Genomic DNA, 25,446 nt, shown 5'->3' on the forward strand with positions numbered 1-25,446 from the left:
ACAGGGGAGATCAGCGATGCTCGGACGACAGACGGTGCTGGCCGTCGCCGTGTTGGTGGCTGGAACCTCCGGGGCGGCGGCGCAGGGCGCGGTCGAGCGCGGCGCCTACCTCGTCAACACTGTGATGACCTGCCACAACTGCCACACGCCGATCGGGCCGAACGGCCCCGACTTGGCGCGGGCCTTCTCGGGCGGCACGCCGGTCTTCGACACGCCGGCGTTCAGGGTGCGCGGCTCCAACATCACCCCGGACAAGCAGAACGGCATCGGCACCTGGAGCGAAGCCGACATCGAGAAGGCCATGCGCGAGGGCGTGCGGCCGAACGGCGTACCGCTCGCCCCGCCGATGCCGACCGGCTTCTACGGCGTGCTGACGCCGGCCGACGGCAAGGCGATCGCCGTCTATCTCAAGAGCCTGAAGGCGTCGCCCAACAAGGTCGAGGCCCCCGTCTACAATTCGCATTTCGAGCGCGAGCTCTTCCCGGGCGCCGACAAGCCGGCCGACCCGGCCGCGCTGCAGGCCGACAAGGTGAAGCTCGGCGAGTACCTCGTCACCATCGCCCATTGCATGGAGTGTCACACGCCGCGGATCGACGGGAAGCTCGACTTCTCCGCGGTCGGCGCCGGCCGGCAGGAGTTCGCCGGACCGTGGGGCACCTCGATCGCCCGCAACATCACGTCGCATCCGCAGAAGGGGCTCAAAGCCTGGACCGACGACGAGATCAAGCGGGCCATCACGCAAGGCGTGTCGCGCGACGGCTCCAAGCTCAAGCCGCCGATGGGCTACGGCTTCTACGCCCGGATGACGGCCGGCGACCTCGATGCCGTGGTCGCCTATCTGCGCACCCTGCCGCCGCGGGAGTGAGGGCGGAGCGAGCGGCGCCCCGGACCTGGTCGTCGCGGCCCTTCATTTGAGCGGTTCGAGGCTCTATGGTTCGCGGGATTTCGACTTGGGAGTCGCACCATGCCGTCCATCCTGCGTTCGGGTCTCGGATCGCTCGCCATCGTTCTCGCCGTGCTGGCGGCCGGACCGGCGGCGGCCCAGGAGGGCCGCGTCCCGACCTCGGTGCAGGAGATGAAGCTCTCCTTCGCCTCGGTGGTGAAGCGGGTCGCGCCGGCGGTCGTCAACGTCTACGCGGCGCGCGTGGTGGAGAATCGTCACCCGCTGATGGACGACCCGGTGTTCCGCCGCTTCTTCGGCGGCCGCCCCCAGGAGCAGGTGCAGCGCTCGCTCGGCTCCGGCGTCATCGTCGATCCGAGCGGTCTCGTGATGACCAACAATCACGTCATCGAGAACATGGACCAGGTGAAGGTCTCGCTCGCCGACAAGCGCGAGTTCGAGGCCGAGATCGTGCTCAAGGACGCGCGCTCCGATCTCGCGGTGCTGCGCCTGAAGGAGGTCTCGGAGCAGTTTCCGGCGATCCCGTTCGGCGATTCCGACGCGCTCGCGGTCGGCGATCTGGTGCTCGCCATCGGCAACCCGTTCGGCGTCGGCCAGACCGTGACGCACGGCATCGTCTCGGCGGTCGCCCGCACCCAGGTCGGAATCACCGACTATCAGTTCTTCATCCAGACCGACGCCGCCATCAATCCCGGCAATTCGGGCGGCGCGCTGGTCGATCTCTCCGGCAGGCTGATCGGCATCAACACGGCGATCTTCTCGCGCTCCGGCGGCTCGCAGGGCATCGGCTTCGCGATCCCCGCCAACATGGTGAAGGTGGTGCTCGCCTCGGCGCAGGGCGGCTCGAGCGTGGTGCGCCGGCCGTGGCTCGGCGCCAAGCTGCAGGCCGTGACGGCGGAGATCTCCGAGGCCTTCGGCCTCAAGCGGCCGTCCGGCGCGCTGGTCGGCACGGTCGTCGCCAAGAGCCCGGCGGAGCGCGCCGGCTTGCGCACCGGTGATCTGATCGTCGCCATCGACGGCACCGAGGTCGACGACCCCAACGCCTTCGACTACCGCTTCGCCATGAAGGCGACCGGCGGCCAGGCCCAGGTCGGCGTGCTGCGCAGCGGCCGCGAGATCCGCGTCGCGATCCCGCTCGAGACCGTGCCGGACGGGCCGCGCGACGCGCGCCCGATCCGGTCGCGCTCGCCGTTCCAGGGCATCACGGCCGCCAACCTGTCGCCGGCGCTCGCCGAGGAGCTGCGGCTCGACGTCACCCTGCAGGGCTGCGCCGTCGTCGAGGTGCAGGAGAACTCGACGGCCCGCGGCCTCGGCTTCCGCAAGGGCGACGTGGTGATCGCCATCAACGGCGAGAAGATCGTCACGAGCCGCGACCTCGAACGCGCCGCCGGCCAGCAGAACCGCCTCTGGCGCATCACCATCCTGCGCGAGGGCAAGCCCCTCTCGGTGGTGTTCGGCGGGTGACCGTCAGGGGGATGTCTCCGTCACTCCCGCTCGTCCCCGCGCAGGCGGGGACCCAGGGGCGACACGGCAAAGAAGCCCTGGATCCCCGCTTGTGCGGGGATGAGCGGTGGATGGGGCGAGTCCACCGGAGATCGCGCTGACACCGATGGCCACCCGCGCCAAGAAGCCCGACTCCCCCTCGCTGTTCGCGGCCGCCGGCCTCGATCACGACGCGCCGCGCCCGCTCGCCGACAAGCTGCGCCCGCAGTCGCTCGCCGAGGTCGTCGGCCAGGATCATCTGCTCGGGCCGGACGGCGCGCTGACCCGGATGATCGAGACGCGCTCGCTCGGCTCGCTGGTCTTCTGGGGACCGCCCGGCACCGGCAAGACCACGGTGGCGCGGCTCCTGGCGCACGCGACCGACCTGGAATTCGTCCAGATCTCGGCCGTGTTCTCCGGCGTCGCCGATCTGAAGAAGGTCTTCGACGCGGCGCGCGAGCGGCGCGAGACGGGGCAGGGGACGCTGCTGTTCGTCGACGAGGTGCATCGCTTCAACCGCGCCCAGCAGGATTCCTTCTTGCCCGTGATGGAGGACGGCACCGTCGTGCTGGTCGGCGCGACCACCGAGAATCCGTCGTTCGAGCTCAACGCGGCGCTTCTGTCGCGCGCCCGCGTGCTGGTGTTCCGCTCGCTCGATCCGGCCGCAGTGGAAAAGCTGTTGGCGCGGGCCGAGGCGGTCGAGGGCAAGCCGCTGCCGCTCGACGCCGACGCGCGGGCCGCGCTGATCCGCATGGCCGACGGTGACGGCCGCGCCTCGCTGACGCTCGCCGAGGAGGTCTGGCGCGCCGCGCGAAAGGACGAGGTGTTCGATCTCGTCACCCTGCAGGAGATCGTGCAGCGTCGTGCGCCGATCTACGACAAGAGCCAGGACGGCCACTACAACCTGATCTCGGCCCTGCACAAGTCGGTGCGCGGCTCGGACCCGGACGCGGCGCTCTACTGGTTCTGCCGCATGGTCGACGCCGGCGAGGATCCGCTGTTCCTCGCCCGCCGCATCGTCCGCATGGCCGTGGAGGACATCGGGCTGGCCGACCCGCAGGCGCTGGTCGTCGCCAACGCCGCCAAGGACGCCTACGACTTCCTCGGCAGCCCGGAGGGCGAGCTCGCCATCGCCAATGCGGTGATCTACGTCGCCACCGCGCCGAAGTCGAACGCCGCCTACAAGGCCTACGGGGCCGCGATGCGGGCGGCCAAGCAGGGCGGCTCGCTGCTGCCGCCCAAGCACATCCTCAACGCGCCCACCAAGCTGATGCAGCAGGAGGGCTACTCCGCGGGCTACGAATACGACCACGACGCCCCGGACGCCTTCTCGGGCCAGGACTACTTCCCCGAGACGCTCGGCCGCCAGGCGTTCTACCACCCGGTGGAGCGCGGCTTCGAGCGCGAGATCAGGAAACGCCTGGAATGGTGGGCGAAGCTCCGCCGGGAGCGGGGCGGGGGGTGAGGGCTAAAAAGTGTTGTGTGCGAAACCAGTGTAATGTAACGCGAAGACCGTTGGACGCCCGATCGACGTGACGTTTAGAACAGCAATACCTGAGCATCACCGCCGCCAACTTTGTCAGTAAGCCTATCCTCAGTTGTCTTGAAGATTGCTGGGAACGCGGTTTTAAGCTTTGCGCGGAGATCGCTCATCGTCGAGGCGCTTGCGGCCGTGAATACGAATCGGGTTGATCCGGGTTTGCCGACCGTCGAGCCGAGTTCCTCAAAGTCTGTGTAGGTCGCAGAACTCTTGTAGCCTGCATCCAGTAAGTAGTCCCTTATCTGCTCGGCTTTTTCGTTCAATCCCTTAGTATAGTACACCAATATTGTTGTTTTTCTGTTCTCCCTATACGCTGGCAATGATGTTGCGTCAGTTGATGTTGGGAATAATTTACGATGAATTTCAGAGACCTTTAATTTTATATCATGAAGGTTCGAATCGGTATTGGCGGTATTCGTCGCGATCTCGCCTTTGACTTCAACCTTGACATCGCGGATCTGGGTCGAAATTTTCCCCCAAGGGCCGTCGTAATTGAAACTCTGTAGGTATGGCAGAGCCAACAAGAGTGCGCCAACGATTAACGGCCACGCCAAGCTGTTCGGAATTGCCTGGCTTCTGAACATCACGGCGGCTATCGCCAAGATCATGACAGCACCGGCCACCAACGGAATCAGAATAGCGTGCTCCATCGCTAGCTCCGACTGTGAATGCAATCAAAGAGTGTATACGCAATCTTCTTATCGACCATTCACTCTCTCGCGAGTACAGAGGGAGCGCCCCGGGTCAGCCGCCGCACCGGGTCGGATCAGGGGGGCGTGAAATATGTTTCGGCCGGTATCCGCCGATGATGAATTCTTCGCACTTCGAAATGATCGCCATTTCGTTGATGGAGCTTGGTTATGAAACGGAGCGGCGGACCCCGGCAGCCGGGCGGAAAGCGTCAGATCGCCGGACCGCGCGATCACGATCGCGGCGGTTTTGCGCGCACCGGCGGAGGCGGCCGGAGCGGTGGACCGGGCCGTGGTCCGGGGAAGCCGGGCAAGGGGCCGGGTGGAAAATTCGGCGGTGGCAAGTTCGGTGGTGAAAAGTTCGGCGGCGGCTTCGCCGGCGATGCGCCGAAGCGGCCGCACGGGCCGAAGCGCTCCGCCGCCGGGGCCGGCGCGCCGGGAGGCGCCAAGCGCACGCGCGACGAGGGGGTCCGCGGGCCGCGCCGCGATCGCGACGAGGGGCGGGACAAGGTCGGCTACGGCCAGTTCCGCCGCGACGACCGTCCGCTCACCGGCCGCAACAAGAAGGAGCGTCCCGCGCCCGATCGGCGCTTCATCAAGACCAGCAAGCGCCGCGAGGTCGAGCCGGAGGAGGCCGCGTTCGAGGAGCGCATCGCCGACGAGCGTCGCGACGAGGGCCGGTTCGCCGAGCGTCGTTTCGACGACGCGCGGTCTCCCGGCGAGCGGCCGCGCGGTGGCCGGGCCAGTCCGGAGCGTCGCGACGATCGCGGTGAGGGGCCGCAACGGCCGGCTCGCGGGCGTCCTTCGGCCGCGCGCGACACGGCTCCGCGCCCGCGACGCGCACAGGACAACGACGAGCGCGACAGATTCGAGCGCGACACGGTCGATCGCGACGAGGCGTCTGACGCCGCGGCCGAGGCTGAGGTCGAGACGAATGCCCCGCCGCCGACCGCCGTGCAGACCCTGGTGGTGACGGCCGACGAATCCGGCATGCGGGTCGACCGTTTCTTCGAGGCGCATTTCCCGGGGCTGTCGTTCAGTCACATCCAGCGCATCGTCCGCAAGGGCGAGGTGCGGGTGAACGGCAAGCGGGTCGACACCAAGGACCGTCTGGAGGAGGGCCAGAGCGTGCGCGTGCCGCCGCTGCGGCTCGACGCTCCCAAGTCCTCGGGCGCCTCCTCCGAGGCCGACGAGAAGACGCGCGCCTTCCTGAAGTCGATCACGCTCTACGAGGACGCCGACGTCCTCGTGCTCAACAAGCCGATGGGGCTCGCCGTGCAGGGCGGCTCGGGCACGACCCGCCATGTCGATGGCATGCTCGATGCGCTGCGCGACGCCAAGGGCCAGCGGCCGCGCCTCGTCCACCGGCTCGACAAGGACACGGCGGGCTGCCTCTTGATCGCCAAGACGCGCTTCGCTGCCTCGACGCTCGCCGGCAGCTTCCGCTCGCGCTCGGCCCGAAAGGTCTACTGGGCGCTCGCCGCCGGCGTGCCGAAGCCGCGCCAGGGGCGGATCTCGACCTTCCTGATCAAGGAGGAGCGCGAGGACGAGAGCGTGATGCGCATCGCCAGGCACGGCGAGGAGGGGGCGAGCCATGCCGTCACCTACTACGCCGTCGTGGAGACGGCGGCGCAGCGCCTCGCTTGGCTGTCGCTCAAGCCGGTGACCGGGCGCACGCATCAGCTGCGGGCCCATCTCGCGCATATCGGTCATCCGATCGTCGGCGATCCGAAGTACTTTTCCATCGAGAACTGGGAGCTGCCGGGCGGCATCCAGAACCGCCTGCATCTGATGGCACGCCGCCTGGTGATCCCGCATCCCCGCCAGGGCGTCATCGACGTCACGGCGCCGCTGCCGCCCCACATGGTGCAGTCGTTCAATCTGCTCGGCTTCGACGCGACCCGCTACGATCCGATCGAGGACGCGCCCGACGAGGACTGACGAGCTCGGCCGCGGCGGAGCGCGTCACGTCACGTCGCGGCGCGTCGCTGCTTCGCACCATCAGGGCTCTTGATGGAAGATCACCCAATCACGTTGCGTGGTCTTACGAATCGCAGTCGAACGGACTATTCACGCTCTAACGAATGGTTAACGTGATCCTGCCGGTTCTCGGGTGTGTCGTGACGATGTGAGGCGTTCCCCGGCGCCGGCTTCCGTAGACAAAGCAGAACGACGTGAACGTGCGCGCGCTCCTCGTGCGCACGGGAGGCCTTCCCATGCTCGGCTCCCGACTCGACACGACGAACCCGGACGCCGAAGACGGGCCGACGGTGGCGCGCGTGACGCTCGCGGTCGGCCGGCTGCGCCTGTCCACCGAAACCCGCGGATCGGGCGAGGCCGTGCCCCACCTTCGCATCGGCCGGTCCCCGAATGCCGATCTCGATCCGGATCTGGGCATCAAGCTTCCGCGTTTCCCGTGAGGTTGGCCCCGCGCCCGGGACCGGGCTCCGCGTGCCGGCCCTCGCCATCGCCGGACCGGCATGCCGGACGGCGCTCTTGATTACATAATTGCGAATATGAGAAAGTATCAGGGACGGCGCAGCCGGTGCGCCGCACTCCCGGAGCTTTTCGCATGATCGCGCTCACCGACCGTGCCTGGTCCCCCTATGTCGCCGGAGTCCTCATCGGCCTCCTGCAGATCCCCGCCTTCCTGCTGATCGACACGGCGCTCGGCGCCTCGTCGTCCTTCGTCACGATCGGCGGCAGCATCGCCGGGCTGGTCGATCCGTCGATCCTGACGATCGACTACGTGGCCAAGCACGTGGCCGCGACCGCCAAGAACTGGTGGCAGGTCGCGCTGGTCGTCGGCGTCGCCATCGGCGCGTTCGTGTCGGCCTTCCTGTCCGGGTCGCTGCGCCGCGGCGTGTCGCCGATCTGGGCGCGGGCGCTCGGCACGCCGTCGCGGCCGGTGCGTTACGCGGTCGCCTTCGCGGCCGGCTTCCTGATGCTGTTCGGGGCGCGCCTCGCCGACGGCTGCACGTCGGGCCACGGCCTCTCCGGTGTCGCTCAGCTCGCCGTCGGCTCCACCGTCGCGGTCGCCGCCATGTTCGTCGGCGGCATCGCCACCGCGATGCTGCTGCTGCGCCGCATCTGATCCGTCCGGACGATTCGAGAAGAGGAGAGTTCCATGTCGCTTTTCGTCGCCGTGCCGGTCGGTCTCGCCATGGGCGTGGTGTTCGGCTTCCTGCTGGAGAAGGGGCGCGTCTTCGAGCCCGGCATCATCGTCGGGCAGATGCAGATGCGCAGCTTCGTCATGCTCAAGATGTTCCTCGCCGCGGTCGCCACCGGCGCCGTGGTGCTGGCGGTTCTCAACGGGCTCGGCATCGTCAAGCTGCAGCCCAAGGCGGCCCTCTATGCCGCCGACGTGGTCGGCGGCCTGATCCTCGGCATCGGCATCGCGCTCGCGGGGGCCTGCCCGGGCACGACGCTCGCCCAGATCGGCGCCGGCTATCGTGACGCGATCTTCACGCTCATCGGCGGTCTCGCCGGAGCCGTGACCTTCTCGTATGCCGAGCCGTGGCTGAAGACGACCTTCCTGGGCCAAGGGCAGGGCAAGATCACGTTCGCGCAGATCCTCGGCATCCCGTACTGGATCGGGGCGCTCGCGCTCGCCGCCGCGCTCGTCGCGGTGCTGATCGCCCTCGAGCTGTGGCGGCCGTGGCGCGGCGAGATCGGCCGCAATGCCGATGGCGATCTCGATGCGCCGGCCGAGCGGCCCTCCGGCCCTCGGGTCGTCCCCGCCGAATAGGACTAATGCGGCGGGCAGGGCAAACCGGGCGATGGAACCATTTCCGCGGTGGCGCGTTGTCGGCGCGGTCGTGGTTCCGCCACGAAAACGCCCGGTGAAGGTCACGCCATGGATGCCGCTGTGAGCAGGCCCGATCAGGGCGGTCGAGGATCCCCGATCGCGTCCGGAAAGCTGAGCTCCTGGAAGGAGATGCTGGACTCGCTCCCGGTCGCCGCCTATCTCTGCGACGGTGCCGGCGCGATCGTCCACTGCAACCGTCGGGCGGCCGAGATGTGGGGCCGCTCACCGATCGTCACCGACGACTCCCCCTCCGCGTGGCCGCCCCGTCCGGTGCGGGACACCGATCCGGCCCATCATCATCTCGGCCTCGCCGACACGCCGGTCGGGCAGTTCATGCGGACCGGCCAGCCGGTGCGCGACCGCGAGATCGTGCTGGAGCGCTCCGACGGCGGGCGGGCCATCGTGCTCGCCAATGTCGAGCCGATCACCGAGGACGGCGCCCTGGTCGGCGCCGTCGGCTGCTTCCAGGACATCACCGAGCGCAAGCGCGCCGACCACGCGCAGCGCGCGCTGCTCAACGAGCTCAATCACCGGGTCAAGAACGCGCTCGCCACCGTGCAGACGTTCGCCGACCACACGATCCGCAAATGCGGGCTGCCGCGCGAGGCGCAGGACGACTTCGAGGGCCGCCTCGTCGCGCTGAGCCGGGCGCACGACCAGCTCACCCGCGGGCGGTGGGAGCCGATCGACCTTCGCACCATCGTCGAGAGCGCCGTCGAGCCGAGCTGCGCCGGCCGCCCGGACCGGCTGCGCGCCGCCGGCGACACCATCCGGCTGGGCGCCCAGGCGGCCCTGACCCTCTCGCTGGTGTTTCACGAGCTCGCCGCCAACGCCACCAAGCACGGCGCGCTGTCGGTCGCGACCGGCCACGTGACGGTCGGCTGGAGCGTCGAGGACCGCGGCGAGGTGCCGACCGTCCGGATCGTCTGGGAGGAGCGCGGCGGCCCGTCCGTGCAGGAGCCCCCCGCCCGGGCCGGCTTCGGCTCGCGGCTCGTTCGCGAGGGCCTCGCTCGCCAGTTGCACGGCACCACCGTGCTTGACTGGGATCCCTCCGGACTGCGATGTACGATGGATATTCCATTGTCGTCGACGCCGGGATGATGTCGGACGAAAACGAAGACCCGTCCTATCCGAGCTTCGGTCGTCTGAACGTCCTCATCGTCGAGGACGAAGCCATCATTTCGTTCCTCATCGAGGACGTCCTGCGCGAGCTCGGCTGCAAGGTCGTGCGCAACGTCGCCTGCATCGAGGACGCCTTCGCGGCGCTCGACGAGGAGGCCCCGGACGTCGCCGTGCTCGACGTCAATCTCGACGGGGTCGAGGTCTATCCGGTCGCCGAGCGGCTGCGGGCGCGCGGCATTCCCTTCGTCTTCACCACCGGCTACGGGGTCGACGGGCTGGCGCCCGACTGGGCCGACCGGCCGGTCGTCCAGAAGCCGTTCCGCTCCGAAAGCCTCGCTCGGGCGCTCGAAGCCGTTATCGCGGAAGCGTGACCGGGCCACACCGACTGGCCGCCCGGAGACCCCTGGCCGCGCCACGGTCGCGGACCCAATATCGCCCGGGTAGTCGTTGTGGCGTCCGCCCGAAGGTCTAAGATCGGCCCGAGCTTCGCGCCGGCCCGGCCGCGGCGGACCGTTCGTCCGCCGTCGACCCGGCAGCATCCGTAAACCGTGGATCTGGATCATGTCCCTTTTGAAAGCGCTGCACGCCCAGGGTCAGGCCGTGTGGCTCGATTTCGTCGCCCGCGGCTTCGTCGAGAAGGGTGACCTCGCCCGGCTGGTCGCCGACGACGGCGTCCGCGGCGTCACCTCCAATCCGGCCATCTTCGAGAAGGCGATCGGCGGCTCGTCCGAGTACGACGACGCCATCCGGGCGGCCCTCGCCGATGGTGACCGCAGCGTCGTCGACCTCTACGAGCAGCTCGCGATCGCCGACATCCAGAAGGCCGCCGACGTGCTGCGCCCGGTCTACGACGCGACCGGCGGGGCCGACGGCTATGTCAGCCTGGAGGTGTCGCCCTATCTGGCGCTCGACACCGAGGCGACGGTCGCCGAGGCACGGCGCCTGTGGGCCGATGTCGGCCGGCCGAACCTGATGGTCAAGGTGCCGGGCACGGCGCCGGGCGTGCCGGCGGTGCGCACGCTGATCGGCGAGGGCATCAACGTCAACGTGACGCTGCTGTTCGCCCGTCAGGTCTACGAGGAGGTTGCCGAGGCCTACATGGCCGGGCTCGAGGACCTCGCCGCCAAGGGCGGCGACGTATCGAAGGCGGCGAGCGTCGCGAGCTTCTTCGTCAGCCGCATCGACAGCGCCGTCGACGCCCAGCTCGAGGCGAAGGCGGCGGCCGCGACCGACCCGGCCGAGAAGGCGCGCATCGAGGAGCTTTTGGGCGAGATCGCCATCGCCAACGCCAAGCTCGCCTATCGCAGCTACGAGCAGATGATCGCGGGCGCGCGCTGGAAATCGCTCGCCGCCAAGGGCGCGCGGCCGCAGCGGCTCCTGTGGGCGTCGACCGGCACCAAGAACAAGGCCTACAGCGACGTCCTCTATGTCGACGAGCTGATCGGCCCCGACACCGTCAACACGGTGCCGCCGGCGACTCTCGACGCCTTCCGCGACCACGGCACCCCGGCCGCGACCCTGCAGCGCGGCGTCGACGAGGCGGAGCAGGCGCTCGCCGCGCTCGACCGTCTCGGCATCGCGCTCGACGCGATCACGGACCAGCTCGTCACCGAGGGCGTGCAGCTGTTCGCCGACGCGGCCGACAAGCTTTTGGGCGCCGTCGCCCAGAAGCGCGCCCAGGTGCTCGGCGATCGCATCAACGCGCAGACCATCACGGTGCCGCGCGATCTCGCCGCGGCGGTGGCGAAGGAGACCGAGCGCTGGCGCGCCGAAGGCCTGATCCGCCGCCTGTGGGCCAAGGACGCGAGCGTGTGGACCGGCGCCGACGAGGCGAAGTGGCTCGGCTGGCTGACCGGCACGATCGAGGGCCGGGCGAAGCTCGCCGACTACCAGGCCTTCGCGGCCGACGTGAAGGCCGCCGGCTTCACCGACGTGCTCCTCCTCGGCATGGGCGGTTCGAGCCTCGGCCCGGAGGTGCTGGCCGAAGTGTTCGGGCCGCAGGCCGGCTTCCCGAAGCTGCGCATCCTCGACTCGACCGACCCGGCGCAGGTGCGCGCCACCGAGGCGGCCGTGAAGCTCGCCACCACGCTCGTCATCGTATCGAGCAAGTCGGGCTCGACCACCGAGCCCAACGTGATGCTCGCCTACTTCTTCGATCGCCTGAAGAAGACGGTCGGCGACAAGGCGGGCAGCCATATCGTCGCCGTCACGGATCCGGGCTCGTCGCTGGAGAAGGTGGCGAAGCGCGACGGCTTCCGAAAGATCTTCCACGGCGAGCCGACGATCGGCGGCCGCTACTCGGTGCTGTCGCCGTTCGGCCTGGTGCCGGCGGCCGCCGCCGGCATCGACGTCGCCGCCTTCCTCGACTCGGCCGACGTGATGGTGCACGCCTGTGGCCCGGACGTTCCGCCCGCCGCCAATCCCGGCGTTCAGCTCGGCGTCGTGCTCGGGCTCGCCGCCCAGGCGGGACGTGACAAGATGACGATGCTGGCCTCGCCGGCGCTGGCCGACTTCGGCGCCTGGACCGAGCAGCTCGTCGCCGAGTCGACCGGCAAGAACGGCAAGGCGATCATCCCGGTCGACGGCGAGCCGCTCGGCTCGGTCGTCTGCTACGGCAAGGACCGGGTGTTCGTCGACCTGCGGCTCGCCTCCGATGCGGCGTCGCCGCACGACGCCGAGATCAAGGCGCTGGAGCAGGCCGGCCACCCGGTGGTTCGCATCACGCTGCGCGACCGCGCCGCCATCGCCCAGGAATTCTTCCGGTTCGAGATCGCGACCGCGGTGGCCGGCGCCGTGCTGGGCATCAACCCGTTCGACCAGCCGGACGTGGAAGCCTCGAAGATCAAGACCCGCGAGCTGACCGCGGCGTTCGAGGCGACCGGCAAGCTGCCGCCCGAGACCCCGGTGGCGTCGAGCGGCTCGTTCGACGTCTTCACCGACCCGAAGAACGCCGAGGCGTTGCGTGCCGCCGGCGCCGGGGCCGATCCGGCGAGCTGGCTGAAGGCGCATCTCGCCCGGGTGAAGCCGGGCGACTACGTCGCGCTGCTCGCCTACGTGGCCCGCAACCCGGCGCATGTCGGAACCCTGCAGGCGATGCGGCTCGCGGTGCGGGCGCACAAGACGGTGGCGACCTGCGTCGGCTTCGGGCCGCGCTTCCTGCACTCCACCGGCCAGGCCTACAAGGGCGGCCCGGACACCGGCGTCGTCCTGCAGATCACCGCCGACGACCATCCGGATCTCGCGATCCCCGGACAGACCGCGAGCTTCGGCATCGTCAAGGCGGCGCAGGCGCGCGGCGACTTCGGCGTGCTCGCCGAGCGGGGCCGCCGTGCGCTGCGCATCCACATCAAGACCGACGTCGGGGCGGGCCTCTCGGCGCTGGCCGCGGCGGTCGAGCAGGCGCTGAGCTGAGGCGGCCTGTCGAAGCGTTCGGTCATTCCGGGCCGGCGCGGGGCGCCGGACCCGGAATCCAGCCCAGAATGCGCAATCCGCCGTTGGATTCCGGGTTCGCGCCTTCGGCGCGCCCCGGAATGACCAATTCTGCAAAGCCCTCGCCTGCGCGGACGACGACCACCGAGAGGCTGTGCCGTCACTCCCGGCTGCGCAATGTCCGGCTGATCAGCTTCAGCAGATCCTCGGCGGCCGGCGACAGCGGCAGGCCGCGCTTGATCACCACGCCGAGCGAGCGCGTCACGCTCGGATTGCGCAGCGCGACCGTGGCGATGCCGGTGCGGCCGCTCGCCTCGACGGCGAGGCGCGGCACCACGGCGAGCCCGATCCCGGAGGCGACCAGGCTGACCGCGGTGGAGAGATGCTGCACTTCGTAACGCCAGGCCAGCGTCTCGCGGCGCGGCCCGAGCGCGTCGTCGATCAGCACGCGATTGCCGGTCTGCGGGCTGACCCGCACCAGCGGCTGGCCTTCGAGATCCGCCCAGGTGATCGCCTTCTCGGCGGCGAAACGGTGCTCGGCCGGGCACACCAGCACGAACGGCTCCTTGAGGAGCTCGGTCACCTCGAGATCCCAGCGGTTCACCGACACGATGGTGATGCCGAACTCGGCGCGGCCGGACTGGACGTGATCGGCGATCTCGCCGGCCGAGTTGTCGAACACCTGCACGTCGAGGTTCGGATACATCTTGGTGAACTCGGCGAGCACGCGCGGGATGTAGCGGATCGAGATGGTGGGCAGGCAGCCGATCGCCAGCCGCTCCTGCTGGGCGCGGCCCTGGCGACGCAGATCCTCGAAGGAGCGCACCGCCTCGTCGAGGATGCGGCGCGCCTTCGGCAACAGATCGAGGCCGGCCGGGGTCAGCGCGACGTGCCGGGTCGTGCGCACCAGGAGCTTGACGCCGAGATCGTCCTCGAGCTTGCGCATCCGATGGCTCAGCGCCGTCTGCGACAGGTTCAGGTTGGCGGCGGCGCGATGGAAGCTGCCGCGCTCGGCGATGCTGAGAAAGGCTTCGAGCCCCAGGAAGTCGATACGCACGGCATAACCTCGACCACGGACCCGGCATCTTACTGGGAGACGCCGCACCTCGATACGGCCTCGCCGAGACCAATCCATGCGTGTGGTTCAGGGCAGAAGCGCCCGCAACGCGTTTCGATAAAATTGTCACGATCCCGGCGACCGGCTCTCGACCACGCCGGCGAAAACGCCGCGCCCGGCGGGCCTTTCTTACCCGGCGCGTGAGAATAGTCCGCGCATGCTGATCCGGTCGGTCGAGCACGAGGATCAGTGTCGTGAGCCGCGCATTTGAGACATTGCTGCGGAATCCGGATGATCCCGGGTTCAGTTATTCGGTGACCCGCGCCGGCTCTGCCGCGCACCCGACCATGATGGTCGCCGCCTGGGACGGCGAGACCGGCACGCTGATCGGACGCTGCGAGATCCCTGCCACAGGTCCATCGCCCGTAGTGACGCCGCGCGATCTGCTCGACCGCTTCGGCGGGGGCTATCGCCTCGCCGCGGTGCGGGTCGACGTCGCGACCGAGCGTCTCGCGGCCGTGACGCGGCGCATCGCCCGCGCCTGCGCGCACCGCCGCGAGGCCGGCCGCCGCTGGCGTCGGACCACACTGCCGACGATCTGATCCTCTTTCGGCTGATCACTTCGAAGGTCATTCCGGGGCGGCGCGTAGCGCCGAACCCGGAATCCAGCCCCATTGTCGGAGTTTGCCGCTGGATTCCGGGTTCGCAGCTTCGCTGCGCCCCGGAATGACGGAGAACTGATCGAGCGAACCTCGCCCGACTCACGCCTCCTGGGGCGCGGCCTCCACGCCGTGCTTGCGTAGCTTGCGCCTCCGGTGCCGCATCAGGCGACGCCGCGCCTGGAGGAGAAGGCCGCGGCCGCGCGCGCCCTCGCTGCCGAGCAGGCGCTGCACCGTGACGAACAGCACCGGCACCATGATCAGGGCCAGCACCACGACGGCGATCATGCCGCCGAGCACGCCGGTGCCGAGCGCCTGCTGGCTCTTGGCGCTGGCGCCGGAGGCGATCACCATCGGGGCGACGCCCGACGCGAAGGCGAAGCCGGTCATCAGGATCGGCCGGAAGCGCAGGCGCGCCGCCTCGATCGTGGCCGGCACCAGCGGCATGCCGGCGAGATTGAGGTCGCGGGCGAAGCCGATGATCAGGATCGCGTCCTTGGCGGCGAGCCCGATGATCGTGATCAGCCCGATGGTGAAGTAGACGTCGTTCGGCATGCCGCGCAGCGTCACGGCCGCGACGGCGCCGAGGATGCCGAGCGGCACCACGAGCAGCACCGCGATCGGAACGGTCCAGCTCTCGTAGAAGGCGGCCAGCACCAGGAACACGACGAGCGCCGAGAGCGCCAGGAGGAGCGGCGCCTGCGAGCCGGCCGCCTTCTCCTGCAGCGACTGGCCGGTCCACTCGAAGCCGAAGCCGCGCGGCAGCGTCGCCGCGATCCGCTCCATCTCGGCGATGGCGTCGCCCGACGTGAAGCCGGGCCGGGCCGCGCCGCTGATCCGCACCGAGGGATAGTAGTTGAAGCCGACCACCTGGCTCGGCCCCACCGACCACGACACCGTGGCGAAGGACGAGAACGGGACGAGCGTGCCCTTGGCGTTGCGCACGTTGAAGCCGAGGATGTCCTCGGCCTGCATGCGGGCGCGGTCGTCGGCCTGCACGATAACGCGCTGCATGCGGCCGCGGTTGGGGAAGTCGTTGATGTAGGCGGAGCCGAGATTGGTCGAGATCGTCGCGTTGATCTCCTGGAAGGCGACGCCGAGCGCCGCCGCCTTCTCGCGATCGATGATCAGCTCGACCTGCGGGGCCGGCGGCAGCCCTTCGACGAACACGTCCTGCAGCACGGGGCTCCGGCGCGCCGCCGCGAGGAGCTGGTCCTTCGCCTTCATCAGCTCGGCATAGCCCTTCTGGCCGCGGTCCTGCAGACGGAAGCTGAAGCCGGACGAGTTGCCGAGGTTGTCGATGGGCGGCGGCTCGAGCGCCGAGACCCGCGCGTCCTTGACGCCGGCGAGGCTCTTGTTGACGTCGGCGACGATCGCGGCCGCCGAGTCGTCGGGGCCGCGCTTCGACCAGTTCTCGAGCGTCACGAAGGCCTGCGCCGTGTTGGCGCCCTGGCCGAGGAAGCTGAAGCCGGTGAGGAAGGTGACGCCGTCGACGCCCTTGCGCTCCACCAGGAACTTCTCGACCTCCTCGACCACCGCCAGCGTGCGGTTGAACGAGGCGTCGGGCGGCGACTGCACGTCGACCGTGATGAAGCCCTGGTCGTCGATCGGCAGGAAGCCGGCCGGAAGGCGCGCGAACATCCAGCCCATCGCGACGACGATCACGGCGAACACGACCAGCATCCGGCCGGTGCGGGCGAGCGACCAGCCGACGAAGCGGCCGTAGCGATCCTTGATGCGGTCGAGGAACAGGTTGAACAGACCGAACGGACCGCGGCCGGGACCGTGATGGGCCACCGGCTTGAGCAGCGTCGCGCACAAGGCGGGTGTCAGCGACAGCGCCATCAGGGCCGAGAAGCCGATCGCCGCCACCATGGTGACGGAGAACTGGCGATAGACGATGCCGACCGAGCCCGGGAAGAACGCCATCGGAACGAACACGGCCATCAGCACCAGCGTGATGCCGACGATGGCGCCGGAGATCTGGCTCATCGCCTTGCGGGTCGCCTCGCGCGGCCCGAGCCCCTCCTCGGCCATGATGCGCTCGACGTTCTCCACCACGACGATGGCGTCGTCGACCAGGATGCCGATCGCCAGCACCATGGCGAACAAGGTCAGCATGTTGATCGAGAAGCCGCCGAGCAGCAGCACCGCGCAGGTGCCGAGCAGCGCCACCGGCACCACGAGCGTCGGAATGATGGTGTAGCGGATGTTCTGCAGGAACAGGAACATCACCAGGAACACCAGGATCACGGCCTCGCCCAGCGTCATCAGCACCTTGGTGATCGACGCCTGCACGACGGGCGTGATGTCGTAGGGGATCTCGTACTTGATGGTCTGCGGGAAGTAGGTCGCCAGCTCCGCCATCTTGGCATGCACGGCCCGGGCGGTGGCGAGCGCGTTGCCGGTCGGCGCGAGCATCACCGAGAGGCCGGCGACCGGCTTGCCGTCCTGGCGGGTGGTGAACTGATAGCCCATGCCGCCCACCGCGATGCGGGCGACGTCGCGCAGCCGCACCGTCGAGCCGTCAGCGTTGGCGCGCAGCACGATCGCGCCGAACTCCTCGGGCGAGGACAGCTGACCCTTGACCAGCACCATGGCCGAGACCGGATGGCCGGGCCGGCTCGGCTCCGCCCCGATGCTGCCGGAGGCGACCTGGGCGTTCTGCGCCTCGATCGCCTTCGTCACGTCGTCGGCGGTGAGGTTGTAGCCGACGAGGCGGGCCGGATCGAGCCAGACGCGCAGCGACCGCTCGGTCGAGAACAACGTCGCCCGGCCGACGCCGGGGATGCGCCGGATCTCGCCCAGCACGTTGCGGATCATGAAGTCGCCGAGCCCGACCTCGTCGAGGCTGCCGTCGGTCGACGAGAGCGTGATGATCTGCAGCACCGCGCTGGAGGCTTCCTCGATCAGGATGCCCTGCTGGATGACGGCGCGCGGCAGGCGCGCCTCGACCCGCTTGATGCGGTTCTGCACCTCGACCGAGGCGAGGTTCGAGTCGGTGCCGGGAACGAAGTTGGCGATGATCTCGACCGCGCCGAGCGAGTCGGAGGTCGATTCGAAGTTGAGGATGCCGCTCGCGCCGTTGAGCTCCTCCTCGATCAGCCGGGTGACGCTGTTGTACAGGTTCTCCGGCGAGGCGCCCGGATAGCTGGTCGAGATCGAGATCGAGGGCGGCGCGATGATCGGATACTGCGCGATCGGCAGGAAGGGCAGCGCCAGGAGCCCGAACAGGCTGACGAACAGCGCTACCACGACCGCGAAGATCGGCCGATCGATGAAGAAGGACGGCATCCTCGGCCCCGGCGTCAGCGCACGACGGAGCCGGTGGTCTCGCCGGTGGGCTCGCCGGCGCGGCCGCCGCCGGCCGCCGCCTCGGCGTCGGCGCGGCGCTGATGGCCGGGCCGATAGGGCACCGGCTCGACGACATCGCCGGGCACGAACTTCTGGAAGCCCTCGACGATCACCTTGTCGCCCGGGTGGGCGCCGTCGAGCAGCAGCCACTGATCGTCGACGACACGGCCGACCCGCACGGGCGTCGGATGCGCGCGGTTGTCGTCGCGCACCAGGAATAGGCGGCTCTCGCCGGTGTCGTCGCGCTGCACGGCCTGCTGCGGCACGGCGAGCGAGTCGCCGTCGATGCCCTGCTCGATCTGCACCCGCACATACATGCCGGGCAGCAGCTCGCCCTTCGGGTTGGGGAACTCGCCGCGCAGCGTCACCTGGCCGGTCGAGGGATCGACGCTGGCGTCGGAGAACAGGAGCTTGCCGGCGTGCGGATAGAGCGTGCCGTCGGCGCGCACGAGGCGCACCTTGGCGGTGTCGGGAGCGACCTGCTCCAGCGCCCCGGACTCGAAGTCGCGGCGGAGCTGCTGCACCTCCTCGACCGACTGCGTGAAGTCCGCATAGACGCGGTCGAGCTGCTGGACGGTGGCGAGATGGGTCGCCTCGCCCTGCCCGACCAGCGCGCCCTCGGTGACGAGGGCGCGACCGACGCGACCGTCGATCGGCGAGCGGATGCTGGCATAGCCGAGATTGAGCTCGGCGCGGGCGACCGCGGCCTTCTTGGCGGCGACGTCGGCCTGCGCCTGGCGGAAGGTCGCGACCGCGGTCTCGTGCTGGACCTGCGAGGCGGCACGACCGACGAGCAGCTCCTCGATGCGCTTGGCCTGCTTCTCGGATTGCTCCAGCACCGCCTCCGCCTTGGCGAGGGCCGCCCGGGCGGCGTCGCGCTCGACCTCGTAGGGCTGCGAGTCGAGCCGATAGAGAACGTCACCGGCCTTCACGTCGGCGCCCTGCCGGAACGGCCGCTCGACCACGATGCCGGACACGCGGGCCCGCACCTCGGCGATGCGCACCGGCGCGATGCGGCCGGGCAGCTCGCGAACATACGGACGCGGCGCTGGCTGCAGCGTCACCACCGACACCTCCGGCGGCGGTGTCGCACCCTTCTCCTGGGTGGCGACCGTGGTCTGGGCCTCGGTACAGGCCGCCAGTCCGAGCCCGGCCAGCAGCACCAGAGCAGTCCCGGTCCGGCGGTTCAGGAAATCGAGAACCGTCATGTCGTCACCTCCACAGTCCAGCATCACGTCCAAGCGTCACGTCGACGTCGTCGCGGCGGCCCGGACACGGCTCCGCCACCGGACGGCCAGGGCCGTCCGCTCGCCACGCACCGATTCGGCGCCTAGCGGACGAGGTCCGCCACGGCGCCGCACTCCGGCCGTCTGAAACTCCCCGCGCGGCTGGGCTTCGACCGGTGGTCGGCCCGCTCGTTCTGCTGCCCCAGTGTCCCCCGGGCAGCGTTACGGCTTTCTTAACAGCCGTTCAGCTTTCAGTGTCACCCGATGAATACGGCAGAACTTTGCTTATGCTGCACTGCAAGAAATCAGAACAATCGTTTATTATTATCATACCGTTTCGTATTCTATCACCTGACGACGATCGTATACGCTCGTCGATCGAGCTATAGTAGCGTCGTTCTGACAGTATACATCACGGACACGAATCCCCTCGATCCAGAGCTACATCTCGACAATCCCGATCGCAATCTCCCGGGTGGCCGCAACATTGTCGCACCGCCGTACCGCGCCGTGCCGCCAGTCCCGTCGAGCGGCGGGAACCACTTGCGATCACTGGGCTTGCGGGGGACGCCGGCGCCCGCCGCGGCGGGCATGCGGCGTTGCGTCGCGCGAGACCGGAGGAGCGTGGAACCGGGGTCAGCCCGGCCCCGCCGCGACCGGCCACCAGCCGTCGGTGCGGCGCTCGAACAGCGGGGTGGTGAACACGGTGCGCACCGGCAGGCCGTCGAGCACGGACTTCCAGCGCTCGGTCTGGCCCATGATGGCGAGCGCCCCGACCGTCGCGGCGCCGGCGCGGTCGAGCACGCGGCGCGCCGCCGTCACGGTGGTGCCGCGCGACACCACGTCGTCGACGATCACGACCCGCTTGCCGGCGAGCCGCGGGATCAGGTTGGGATCGAGGTAGAGGCGCTTCGGCTGGGTGGGCGTGGTCACCGACGAGACCGGCTCGGAGAGCGCCTCGTCGTACCAGAACTTTCGCGAGTACCCCATGGGAACGTAATTCACGTGGCCGAGACGCTCCGCGACCTTCGGTGCCAGCGTCAGGCCGAGCGTCGGCAGGCCGACGACGACATCCGGCGCGAGCTCGCGGCCGAGCCCCGCGAGCGCGTCGGCGAAGCGGTCGACGACGACGAAGGAGGCCTGGTTGATGATGATCGAGGCGACGGCGCGGTCGCCTTCGGGGAGCGTGCGCAGCGGCAGGTCGAGCACGAGCCCGCCGCCGACCGGCACCGGAAAGCGGTCCGCATAGGGCGGACCCGGCAGGCCCGCGGAATCGCCCGCCGGGCCGGGATAAAGGTGCTGCCAGAAGCCTTCGGTCGACATGGAATGGGTAACGCCTGCAACGCGCGGACACGCCGGCCGGACCGGTTTGTCCGGGAATCGGATGTCCCGCCGACACGGGCTCGGTGGGCCATCTCTCAGCCCTCGTCCTGAGGAGCCGCCGAAGGCGGCGTCTCGAAGGACGTGGCGGCCTCATGGTTCGAGACGCGGCCTGCGGCCGCTCCTCACCATGAGGAGGACGACTTCGCGAAAGCCTCCCGCCTCACTCCGCCGCGGTGAGGTGCGGCTTCGGCTTCTCGCCGGCGTGGATCTCGGCGATCTTCTTCTCGACGTGACGCGAGAAGACGTACTCGGCCGGGCGCTGGTTCTCGAGCGGGATCTCGGGGGCCATCTCGCCCTCGGTCTTGACGCCGAACAGCGCGACCTTCAGCGCCGCGAGCGGCTGGCGCATCGTGGCGTCGGCGGCGGTCGGCTCGTAGCCGCAATGGGCCATGCAGTCGGCGCACTTCTCGTAGCGGCCGGTGCCGTAGGAGTCCCAGTCGGTCTCCTCCATCAGCTCCTTGAAGGTCTTGGCGTAGCCCTCGCCGATCAGGTAGCAGGGCTTCTGCCAGCCGAAGATGTTGCGGGTCGCCATGCCCCAGGGCGAGCACTGGAACTGCTGATTGCCGGCCAGGAAGTCGAGGAACAGGCCGGAATGCATGAACTGCCACTTCTTGCCCTTGCCGAGCGCGAAGACCTTGCGGAACAGCTCCTTGGTGCGCTTGCGGGCGAGGAAGTGCTGCTGGTCGGGGGCGCGCTCGTAGGCGTAGCCGGGCGAGATCGAGACGCCGACGCCGAGCTCGGCCGTGAAGTCGAGATACTTGGCGATGTCCTCGGCCGGCATGCCTTCGAAGATCGTCGCGTTGACGTTGACGGCGAAGCCCTTGGCCTTCGCGGCCTTGATCGCCGCCACCGCCTTGTCGAACGTGCCGGGCTGGCACACCGAGCGGTCGTGATGATCCTTCAGGCCGTCGAGATGGACCGAGAAGAACAGATAGGGCGACGGCTCGAACAGGTGCAGCTTCTTCTCGAGCAGCAGCGCGTTGGTGCACAGCGAGACGAACTTCTTGCGCGCCACGATGCCCTTGACGATCTCGCCGATCTCCTTGTGGATCAGCGGCTCGCCGCCCGGGATGGCGACCATCGGTGCGCCGCACTCGTCGACGGCGGCGAGGCATTCCTCGACCGACATGCGCTGGTTGAGGATGGTGTCCGGATAGTCGATCTTGCCGCAGCCGGCGCAGGCGAGATTGCAGCGGAACAGGGGTTCCAGCATCAGCACGAGCGGGTAGCGCTTCCGCCCGAGCAGCTTCTGCTTGAGCACATACGCGCCAATACGCATTTCCTTGAAGAACGGTATTGCCATTGTTCCTGCTTCCCGAACTCGCCTGCGGACACGCCGTGCCGTCGTCGATATCGCTCCGATATCGTCTTCGGCGGGCGGCAGAACTTCTGGTGTTAATCGGAAGGCGCCGCCGGTTCAAGCACCGGCCGGCGGCTGGTTTGGCCGTATGAACGCCCGTTCATCGACACCTCGGCGCTATTCCAGGCCGTCCAACGCGTGTTAACGCGCAGTTGTTTCAGGCCGGAGACACGCCCGGGCGTCCCCCGCGGCAGTTCCGACGGCCCCTATCGCGCCTCCGCATTAGCCTGCAACACGTTGATAATCCGTGTGTTGAACCCTCGGATGCGGTCCCGCGTTGGTGGACCGGAGGGCTCGGCCTTCCGCGACTCCACCGTCCGGCGGGGATCCGGCCTGCCGCACACGGGGTTGCCACCTCAATTCCGGCCCTATTATGAAGCACATGCTCGCGCGGCCCCGGTGGGGTCGCGGTTTATCGTCGTCGGTGCGGCGAAGGTGGCGATGGCGGACGCGGGGACGAGCGCCCTGTCCCGGCCGGCAAGCGCCCCAGCCAAGCGACGTCCTCTGACCCCCCACGACGGAACCCATGCTCGTCAAGTCGATCGTCCGCACCGTCCGGTTCTGCATTCGGCACCCCCGGGTCGTCGTCGGCCTCTATCTGGTGCTGGCGGTCGTCGCCGGTGTCTACGCGGCCCGCAACTTCGCCATCGACACCGACGTCAACAAGCTGATCTCGCCGGCGCTCGACTGGCGCCAGCGCGAGATCGCGTTCGAGAAGTCGTTCCCGGGCCGCTTCGACACCATCCTGGTGGTGGTCGACGCGCCGACCCCGGAGCTCGCCTCGCGCGCCACCGCGACGCTCGCGGCCAAGCTGAAGCAGAACACGACGTCGTTCCGCGCCGTCGAGGATCCGGGTGGCGGTCCGTTCTTCGCCCGCAACGGGCTCCTGTTCCAGTCGGTCCAGGAGCTCGAGACGACCGCCCAGGGCCTGTCCCAGGCCGGACCGTTGGTCCGCACGCTGGGCGGCGACCCGAGCCTGCGCGGCCTCGTCCAGGGCCTGTCGCTGGTGCTCTCGGGCGTGCGCGGCAACATGGTGCAGCTCGACGCCGCCGCGCCCGCCTTCGACCGCGCCGCGACGACCATCGAGACGGCGCTGGGCGGCAAGCCGACGAGCTTCTCCTGGCAGGCGCTGATGACCGGTAAGACGCCCGCCCCGGAGGACCTGCGGCAGTTCATCCAGGTGCGGCCGGTGCTGGACTACTCGGCGCTGGAGCCGGGCGCCGCCGCGTCGGCGGCGATCCGCGACGCGGCCCGCGACCTCGACCTCGCGGGCCAGTACCAGGCGCGGGTGCGCCTCACCGGCCCGATCGCGATGGCCGACGAGGAATTCTCCACCATGCAGACCGGCGCCGTGCGCGACGCCATCCTGACCGTGGTGGTGGTGCTCGGCATCCTGTGGATGGCGCTGCGCTCCGGCAAGCTGATCTTCGCCGTCTACGCCAACATGTTCGTCGGCCTCGCCATCACGGCGGCGCTCGGCCTGATGATGGTCGATGCGCTCAACCCGATCTCGGTCGCCTTCGCGGTGCTGTTCATCGGGCTCGGCGTCGACTTCGGCATCCAGTTCGCGGTGCGCTACCGCACCGAGCGGCACGAGATCGACAATCTGGAGACGGCCCTCGTCGCCACGGCGCGGCGGATCGGCGCGCCGCTGACGCTCGCCGCCGGTGCCGTCGCGGCGGCGTTCCTGTCGTTCACGCCGACCGATTATTCGGGCATCTCGGAGCTCGGCAAGATCGCCGGCGTCGGCATGCTGATCGCACTCGTCACCAGCGTGACGCTGCTGCCGGCGCTCCTGAAGGTGATGAAGCCGGCCGGCGAGCCGGAGGAGATCGGCTATCGCCAGCTCGCGCCGGTCGACCGCTTCCTCGAGCGGTACCGTTTCGCCGTGATCGGCGGGACCGTGGGCGTCGCGCTGCTCGGCTCGCCGCTCCTCTACTTCCTCACCTTCGACTTCAATCCGGTCAACCTGCGCAACAAGAACGTCGAGTCGGTGGCGACGCTGCTCGACCTGCGGGCCGATCCGAATGTCGGCGCCAATGCGATCGACGTGCTGGTGCCGAACGCGACCGCCGCGGAGGCGGCCGTGCAGAAGCTGCGGACGCTGCCGGAGGTCGGCCGGGTGATGACGCTGACCAGCTTCGTGCCGTCCGACCAGGAGCAGAAGCTCGCGATTCTCGAGTCCCTGAAGAAGGTGCTGGTCCCGGCGCTGAGCCCGCGGATGATGCCGACCCCGACCGACGAGGACAAGGTCGCGGCCCTGAAGCGCGGCCAGGATCTGCTGACCCAGATCCAGGTCGACCGGCCAGGCCCCGGCGCCGTCGCCTCGGCGCGGCTCGCTGCAGCCCTCGGCCGCCTCGCCGCAGCCTCGCCGGCGACGCGGGAGACCGTCGAGGCCGCCTTCATCGTGCCGCTGAAGGCGGTGTTCGACCAGTGGCGCGACCTCCTGCAGGCGCAGCCGATCACGCTGGAGACGCTGCCGCCCGATCTCGTGTCCGGCTGGCGCACCGCCGACGGCCGCGTGCGCGTCGAGGCGACCCCGAAAGGCGACCCGAACGACACCGAGGTGCTGCGCGGCTTCGCCCAGTCCATCCTCGCCGTCTATCCCGACGCGACGGGAGCGCCGATCTCGATCCTGAAGTCGGGCGAGACGGTGGTGTCGGCCTTCGTCCATGCCGGCCTCTACGCCCTCGTCTCCATCATGATCCTCCTGTGGATCGTGCTGCGGCGCTTCGGCGACGTGCTGCTCACGCTGGTGCCGCTGCTGCTCGCCGGCGTGCTGACGCTGGAGTTCTGCGTGCTGATCGGCATGCCAATGAACTTCGCCAACATCATCGCCCTGCCGCTGCTGCTCGGCGTCGGCGTCGCGTTCAAGATCTACTACATCATGGCTTGGCGGGCCGGGCAGACCGGGCTTCTGCAGTCGAGCCTCACCCGCGCCGTGGTGTGGAGCGCGCTCACCACCGCGACGGCGTTCGGCAGCTTGTGGATGTCGAGTCATCCCGGCACGTCGAGCATGGGCGAGCTCCTGGCGCTGTCGCTCGTCACCACGATGTGCTTCGCGGTGCTGTTCCAGCCGGCCCTGATGGGCCCGCCGCGGGTGATCGAGAAGGAGGAGCCGAACGAGCCGGAGGCGCCGCCGCCCGCTGCGGCCGCCCCGCGCAAGGACGAGGTTCCGGCGGCGGAATGAGGCCGTGCCCCATCCTCCGCTCATCCCCGCGAAAGCGGGGATTCAGAGCCGCACGTCATGCCGCTCCTGGGCCCCCGCCTTCGCGGGGACGAGCGGACATCGGATCCCCGAGCACACCAACGAGCGCCGAATCAAAGAATGCCCGCCTCGCGGCGGGCATTCTTCGTTTCGTTCGTGGCTACGCGGGCGCGGCGTGCCTCAGCGCGGCGCGGGTGCCGGGCGGGCGCCGCCGGCGGCGGGGCGGGC

At 69.3% G+C, this 25,446-nt stretch carries 18 protein-coding genes; 12 read left to right on the forward strand and 6 right to left on the reverse strand.

Translation table 11 applies throughout. The features are described 5' to 3' along the window. Positions 1 to 16 precede the first annotated feature (16 nt). From ABTU92_RS16710 to ABTU92_RS16720, 3 genes are all read left to right on the forward strand, one after another. On the forward strand, positions 17 to 865 hold the full coding sequence (locus ABTU92_RS16710) for a c-type cytochrome (RefSeq protein WP_408092562.1): 849 nt from the start codon (positions 17 to 19) through the stop codon (positions 863 to 865). 99 nt (positions 866 to 964) lie between these two features. Beyond that, positions 965 to 2,365: a Do family serine endopeptidase gene (locus tag ABTU92_RS16715; RefSeq protein ID WP_408092564.1), complete on the forward strand. Its 1,401-nt coding sequence runs from the start codon at positions 965 to 967 to the stop codon at positions 2,363 to 2,365. Positions 2,366 to 2,510: 145 nt separating this feature from the next. After that, the gene (locus tag ABTU92_RS16720; RefSeq protein WP_408092566.1) at positions 2,511 to 3,848 is read left to right on the forward strand and encodes a replication-associated recombination protein A; all 1,338 of its coding nucleotides are present in this window, start codon (positions 2,511 to 2,513) and stop codon (positions 3,846 to 3,848) included. Between the two features lie 74 nt (positions 3,849 to 3,922). Here ABTU92_RS16720 and ABTU92_RS16725 read toward each other — a convergent pair whose 3' ends face one another. After that, positions 3,923 to 4,573 (reverse strand): hypothetical protein, encoded by a 651-nt coding sequence (locus tag ABTU92_RS16725; protein ID WP_408092568.1) that lies wholly within the window; start codon positions 4,571 to 4,573, stop codon positions 3,923 to 3,925. Positions 4,574 to 5,263: 690 nt separating this feature from the next. Between ABTU92_RS16725 and ABTU92_RS16730 the strand changes: the two genes are divergently transcribed. The 7 genes from ABTU92_RS16730 to ABTU92_RS16760 all read left to right on the forward strand — a co-directional run bounded on the left by ABTU92_RS16730 (position 5,264) and on the right by ABTU92_RS16760 (position 12,953). Then, positions 5,264 to 6,553, forward strand: coding sequence for an RluA family pseudouridine synthase (locus ABTU92_RS16730; RefSeq protein ID WP_408092598.1), 1,290 nt, complete (start codon positions 5,264 to 5,266; stop codon positions 6,551 to 6,553). 233 nt (positions 6,554 to 6,786) lie between these two features. After that, complete coding sequence (locus ABTU92_RS16735; protein WP_408092570.1) at positions 6,787 to 7,032, forward strand: hypothetical protein; 246 nt, start codon at positions 6,787 to 6,789, stop codon at positions 7,030 to 7,032. Positions 7,033 to 7,184: 152 nt separating this feature from the next. Next, positions 7,185 to 7,706, forward strand: a complete 522-nt coding sequence (locus ABTU92_RS16740; RefSeq protein ID WP_408092572.1) for a YeeE/YedE thiosulfate transporter family protein — start codon at positions 7,185 to 7,187, stop codon at positions 7,704 to 7,706. 33 nt (positions 7,707 to 7,739) lie between these two features. Next, the gene (locus ABTU92_RS16745) at positions 7,740 to 8,360 is read left to right on the forward strand and encodes a YeeE/YedE thiosulfate transporter family protein (protein ID WP_408092574.1); all 621 of its coding nucleotides are present in this window, start codon (positions 7,740 to 7,742) and stop codon (positions 8,358 to 8,360) included. Positions 8,361 to 8,549: 189 nt separating this feature from the next. Next, entirely contained in the window at positions 8,550 to 9,521 is a 972-nt protein-coding gene (locus ABTU92_RS16750) for an HWE histidine kinase domain-containing protein (RefSeq protein ID WP_408092576.1), read from the forward strand. Beyond that, on the forward strand, positions 9,518 to 9,913 hold the full coding sequence (locus tag ABTU92_RS16755) for a response regulator (RefSeq protein WP_408092578.1): 396 nt from the start codon (positions 9,518 to 9,520) through the stop codon (positions 9,911 to 9,913). The genes ABTU92_RS16750 and ABTU92_RS16755 overlap by 4 nt, the downstream gene beginning before the upstream one ends. 190 nt (positions 9,914 to 10,103) lie before the next feature. Continuing rightward, positions 10,104 to 12,953: a bifunctional transaldolase/phosoglucose isomerase gene (locus ABTU92_RS16760; protein ID WP_408092580.1), complete on the forward strand. Its 2,850-nt coding sequence runs from the start codon at positions 10,104 to 10,106 to the stop codon at positions 12,951 to 12,953. A 178-nt stretch (positions 12,954 to 13,131) separates the two neighbouring features. Here ABTU92_RS16760 and ABTU92_RS16765 read toward each other — a convergent pair whose 3' ends face one another. After that, a complete protein-coding gene (locus ABTU92_RS16765; RefSeq protein WP_408092582.1) occupies positions 13,132 to 14,028 on the reverse strand; it encodes a LysR family transcriptional regulator in 897 nt (298 codons plus the stop codon). 254 nt (positions 14,029 to 14,282) lie between these two features. Here ABTU92_RS16765 and ABTU92_RS16770 point away from each other — a divergent pair, with 254 nt between their 5' ends. Then, the gene (locus ABTU92_RS16770; protein ID WP_408092584.1) at positions 14,283 to 14,630 is read left to right on the forward strand and encodes a hypothetical protein; all 348 of its coding nucleotides are present in this window, start codon (positions 14,283 to 14,285) and stop codon (positions 14,628 to 14,630) included. Positions 14,631 to 14,789: 159 nt separating this feature from the next. Here the strand turns inward: ABTU92_RS16770 and ABTU92_RS16775 are convergent, their stop codons facing one another. From ABTU92_RS16775 to hpnH, 4 genes are all read right to left on the reverse strand, one after another. Beyond that, a complete protein-coding gene (locus tag ABTU92_RS16775; protein WP_408092586.1) occupies positions 14,790 to 17,981 on the reverse strand; it encodes a multidrug efflux RND transporter permease subunit in 3,192 nt (1,063 codons plus the stop codon). Between the two features lie 14 nt (positions 17,982 to 17,995). Further along, positions 17,996 to 19,249, reverse strand: coding sequence for an efflux RND transporter periplasmic adaptor subunit (locus ABTU92_RS16780; protein ID WP_408092588.1), 1,254 nt, complete (start codon positions 19,247 to 19,249; stop codon positions 17,996 to 17,998). Positions 19,250 to 19,903: 654 nt separating this feature from the next. After that, entirely contained in the window at positions 19,904 to 20,590 is a 687-nt protein-coding gene (locus ABTU92_RS16785) for a phosphoribosyltransferase (RefSeq protein ID WP_408092590.1), read from the reverse strand. Positions 20,591 to 20,810: 220 nt separating this feature from the next. After that, complete coding sequence (hpnH, locus tag ABTU92_RS16790) at positions 20,811 to 21,953, reverse strand: adenosyl-hopene transferase HpnH (protein WP_408092592.1); 1,143 nt, start codon at positions 21,951 to 21,953, stop codon at positions 20,811 to 20,813. Positions 21,954 to 22,536: 583 nt separating this feature from the next. On the opposite strand from hpnH, the gene ABTU92_RS16795 reads away from it, so the two are divergent. Then, on the forward strand, positions 22,537 to 25,200 hold the full coding sequence (locus ABTU92_RS16795) for an MMPL family transporter (RefSeq protein WP_408092594.1): 2,664 nt from the start codon (positions 22,537 to 22,539) through the stop codon (positions 25,198 to 25,200). Positions 25,201 to 25,446: the final 246 nt, after the last annotated feature.

This window comes from Rhodoplanes sp. SY1 (assembly GCF_046000175.1).
GTDB lineage: Bacteria > Pseudomonadota > Alphaproteobacteria > Rhizobiales > Xanthobacteraceae > Rhodoplanes.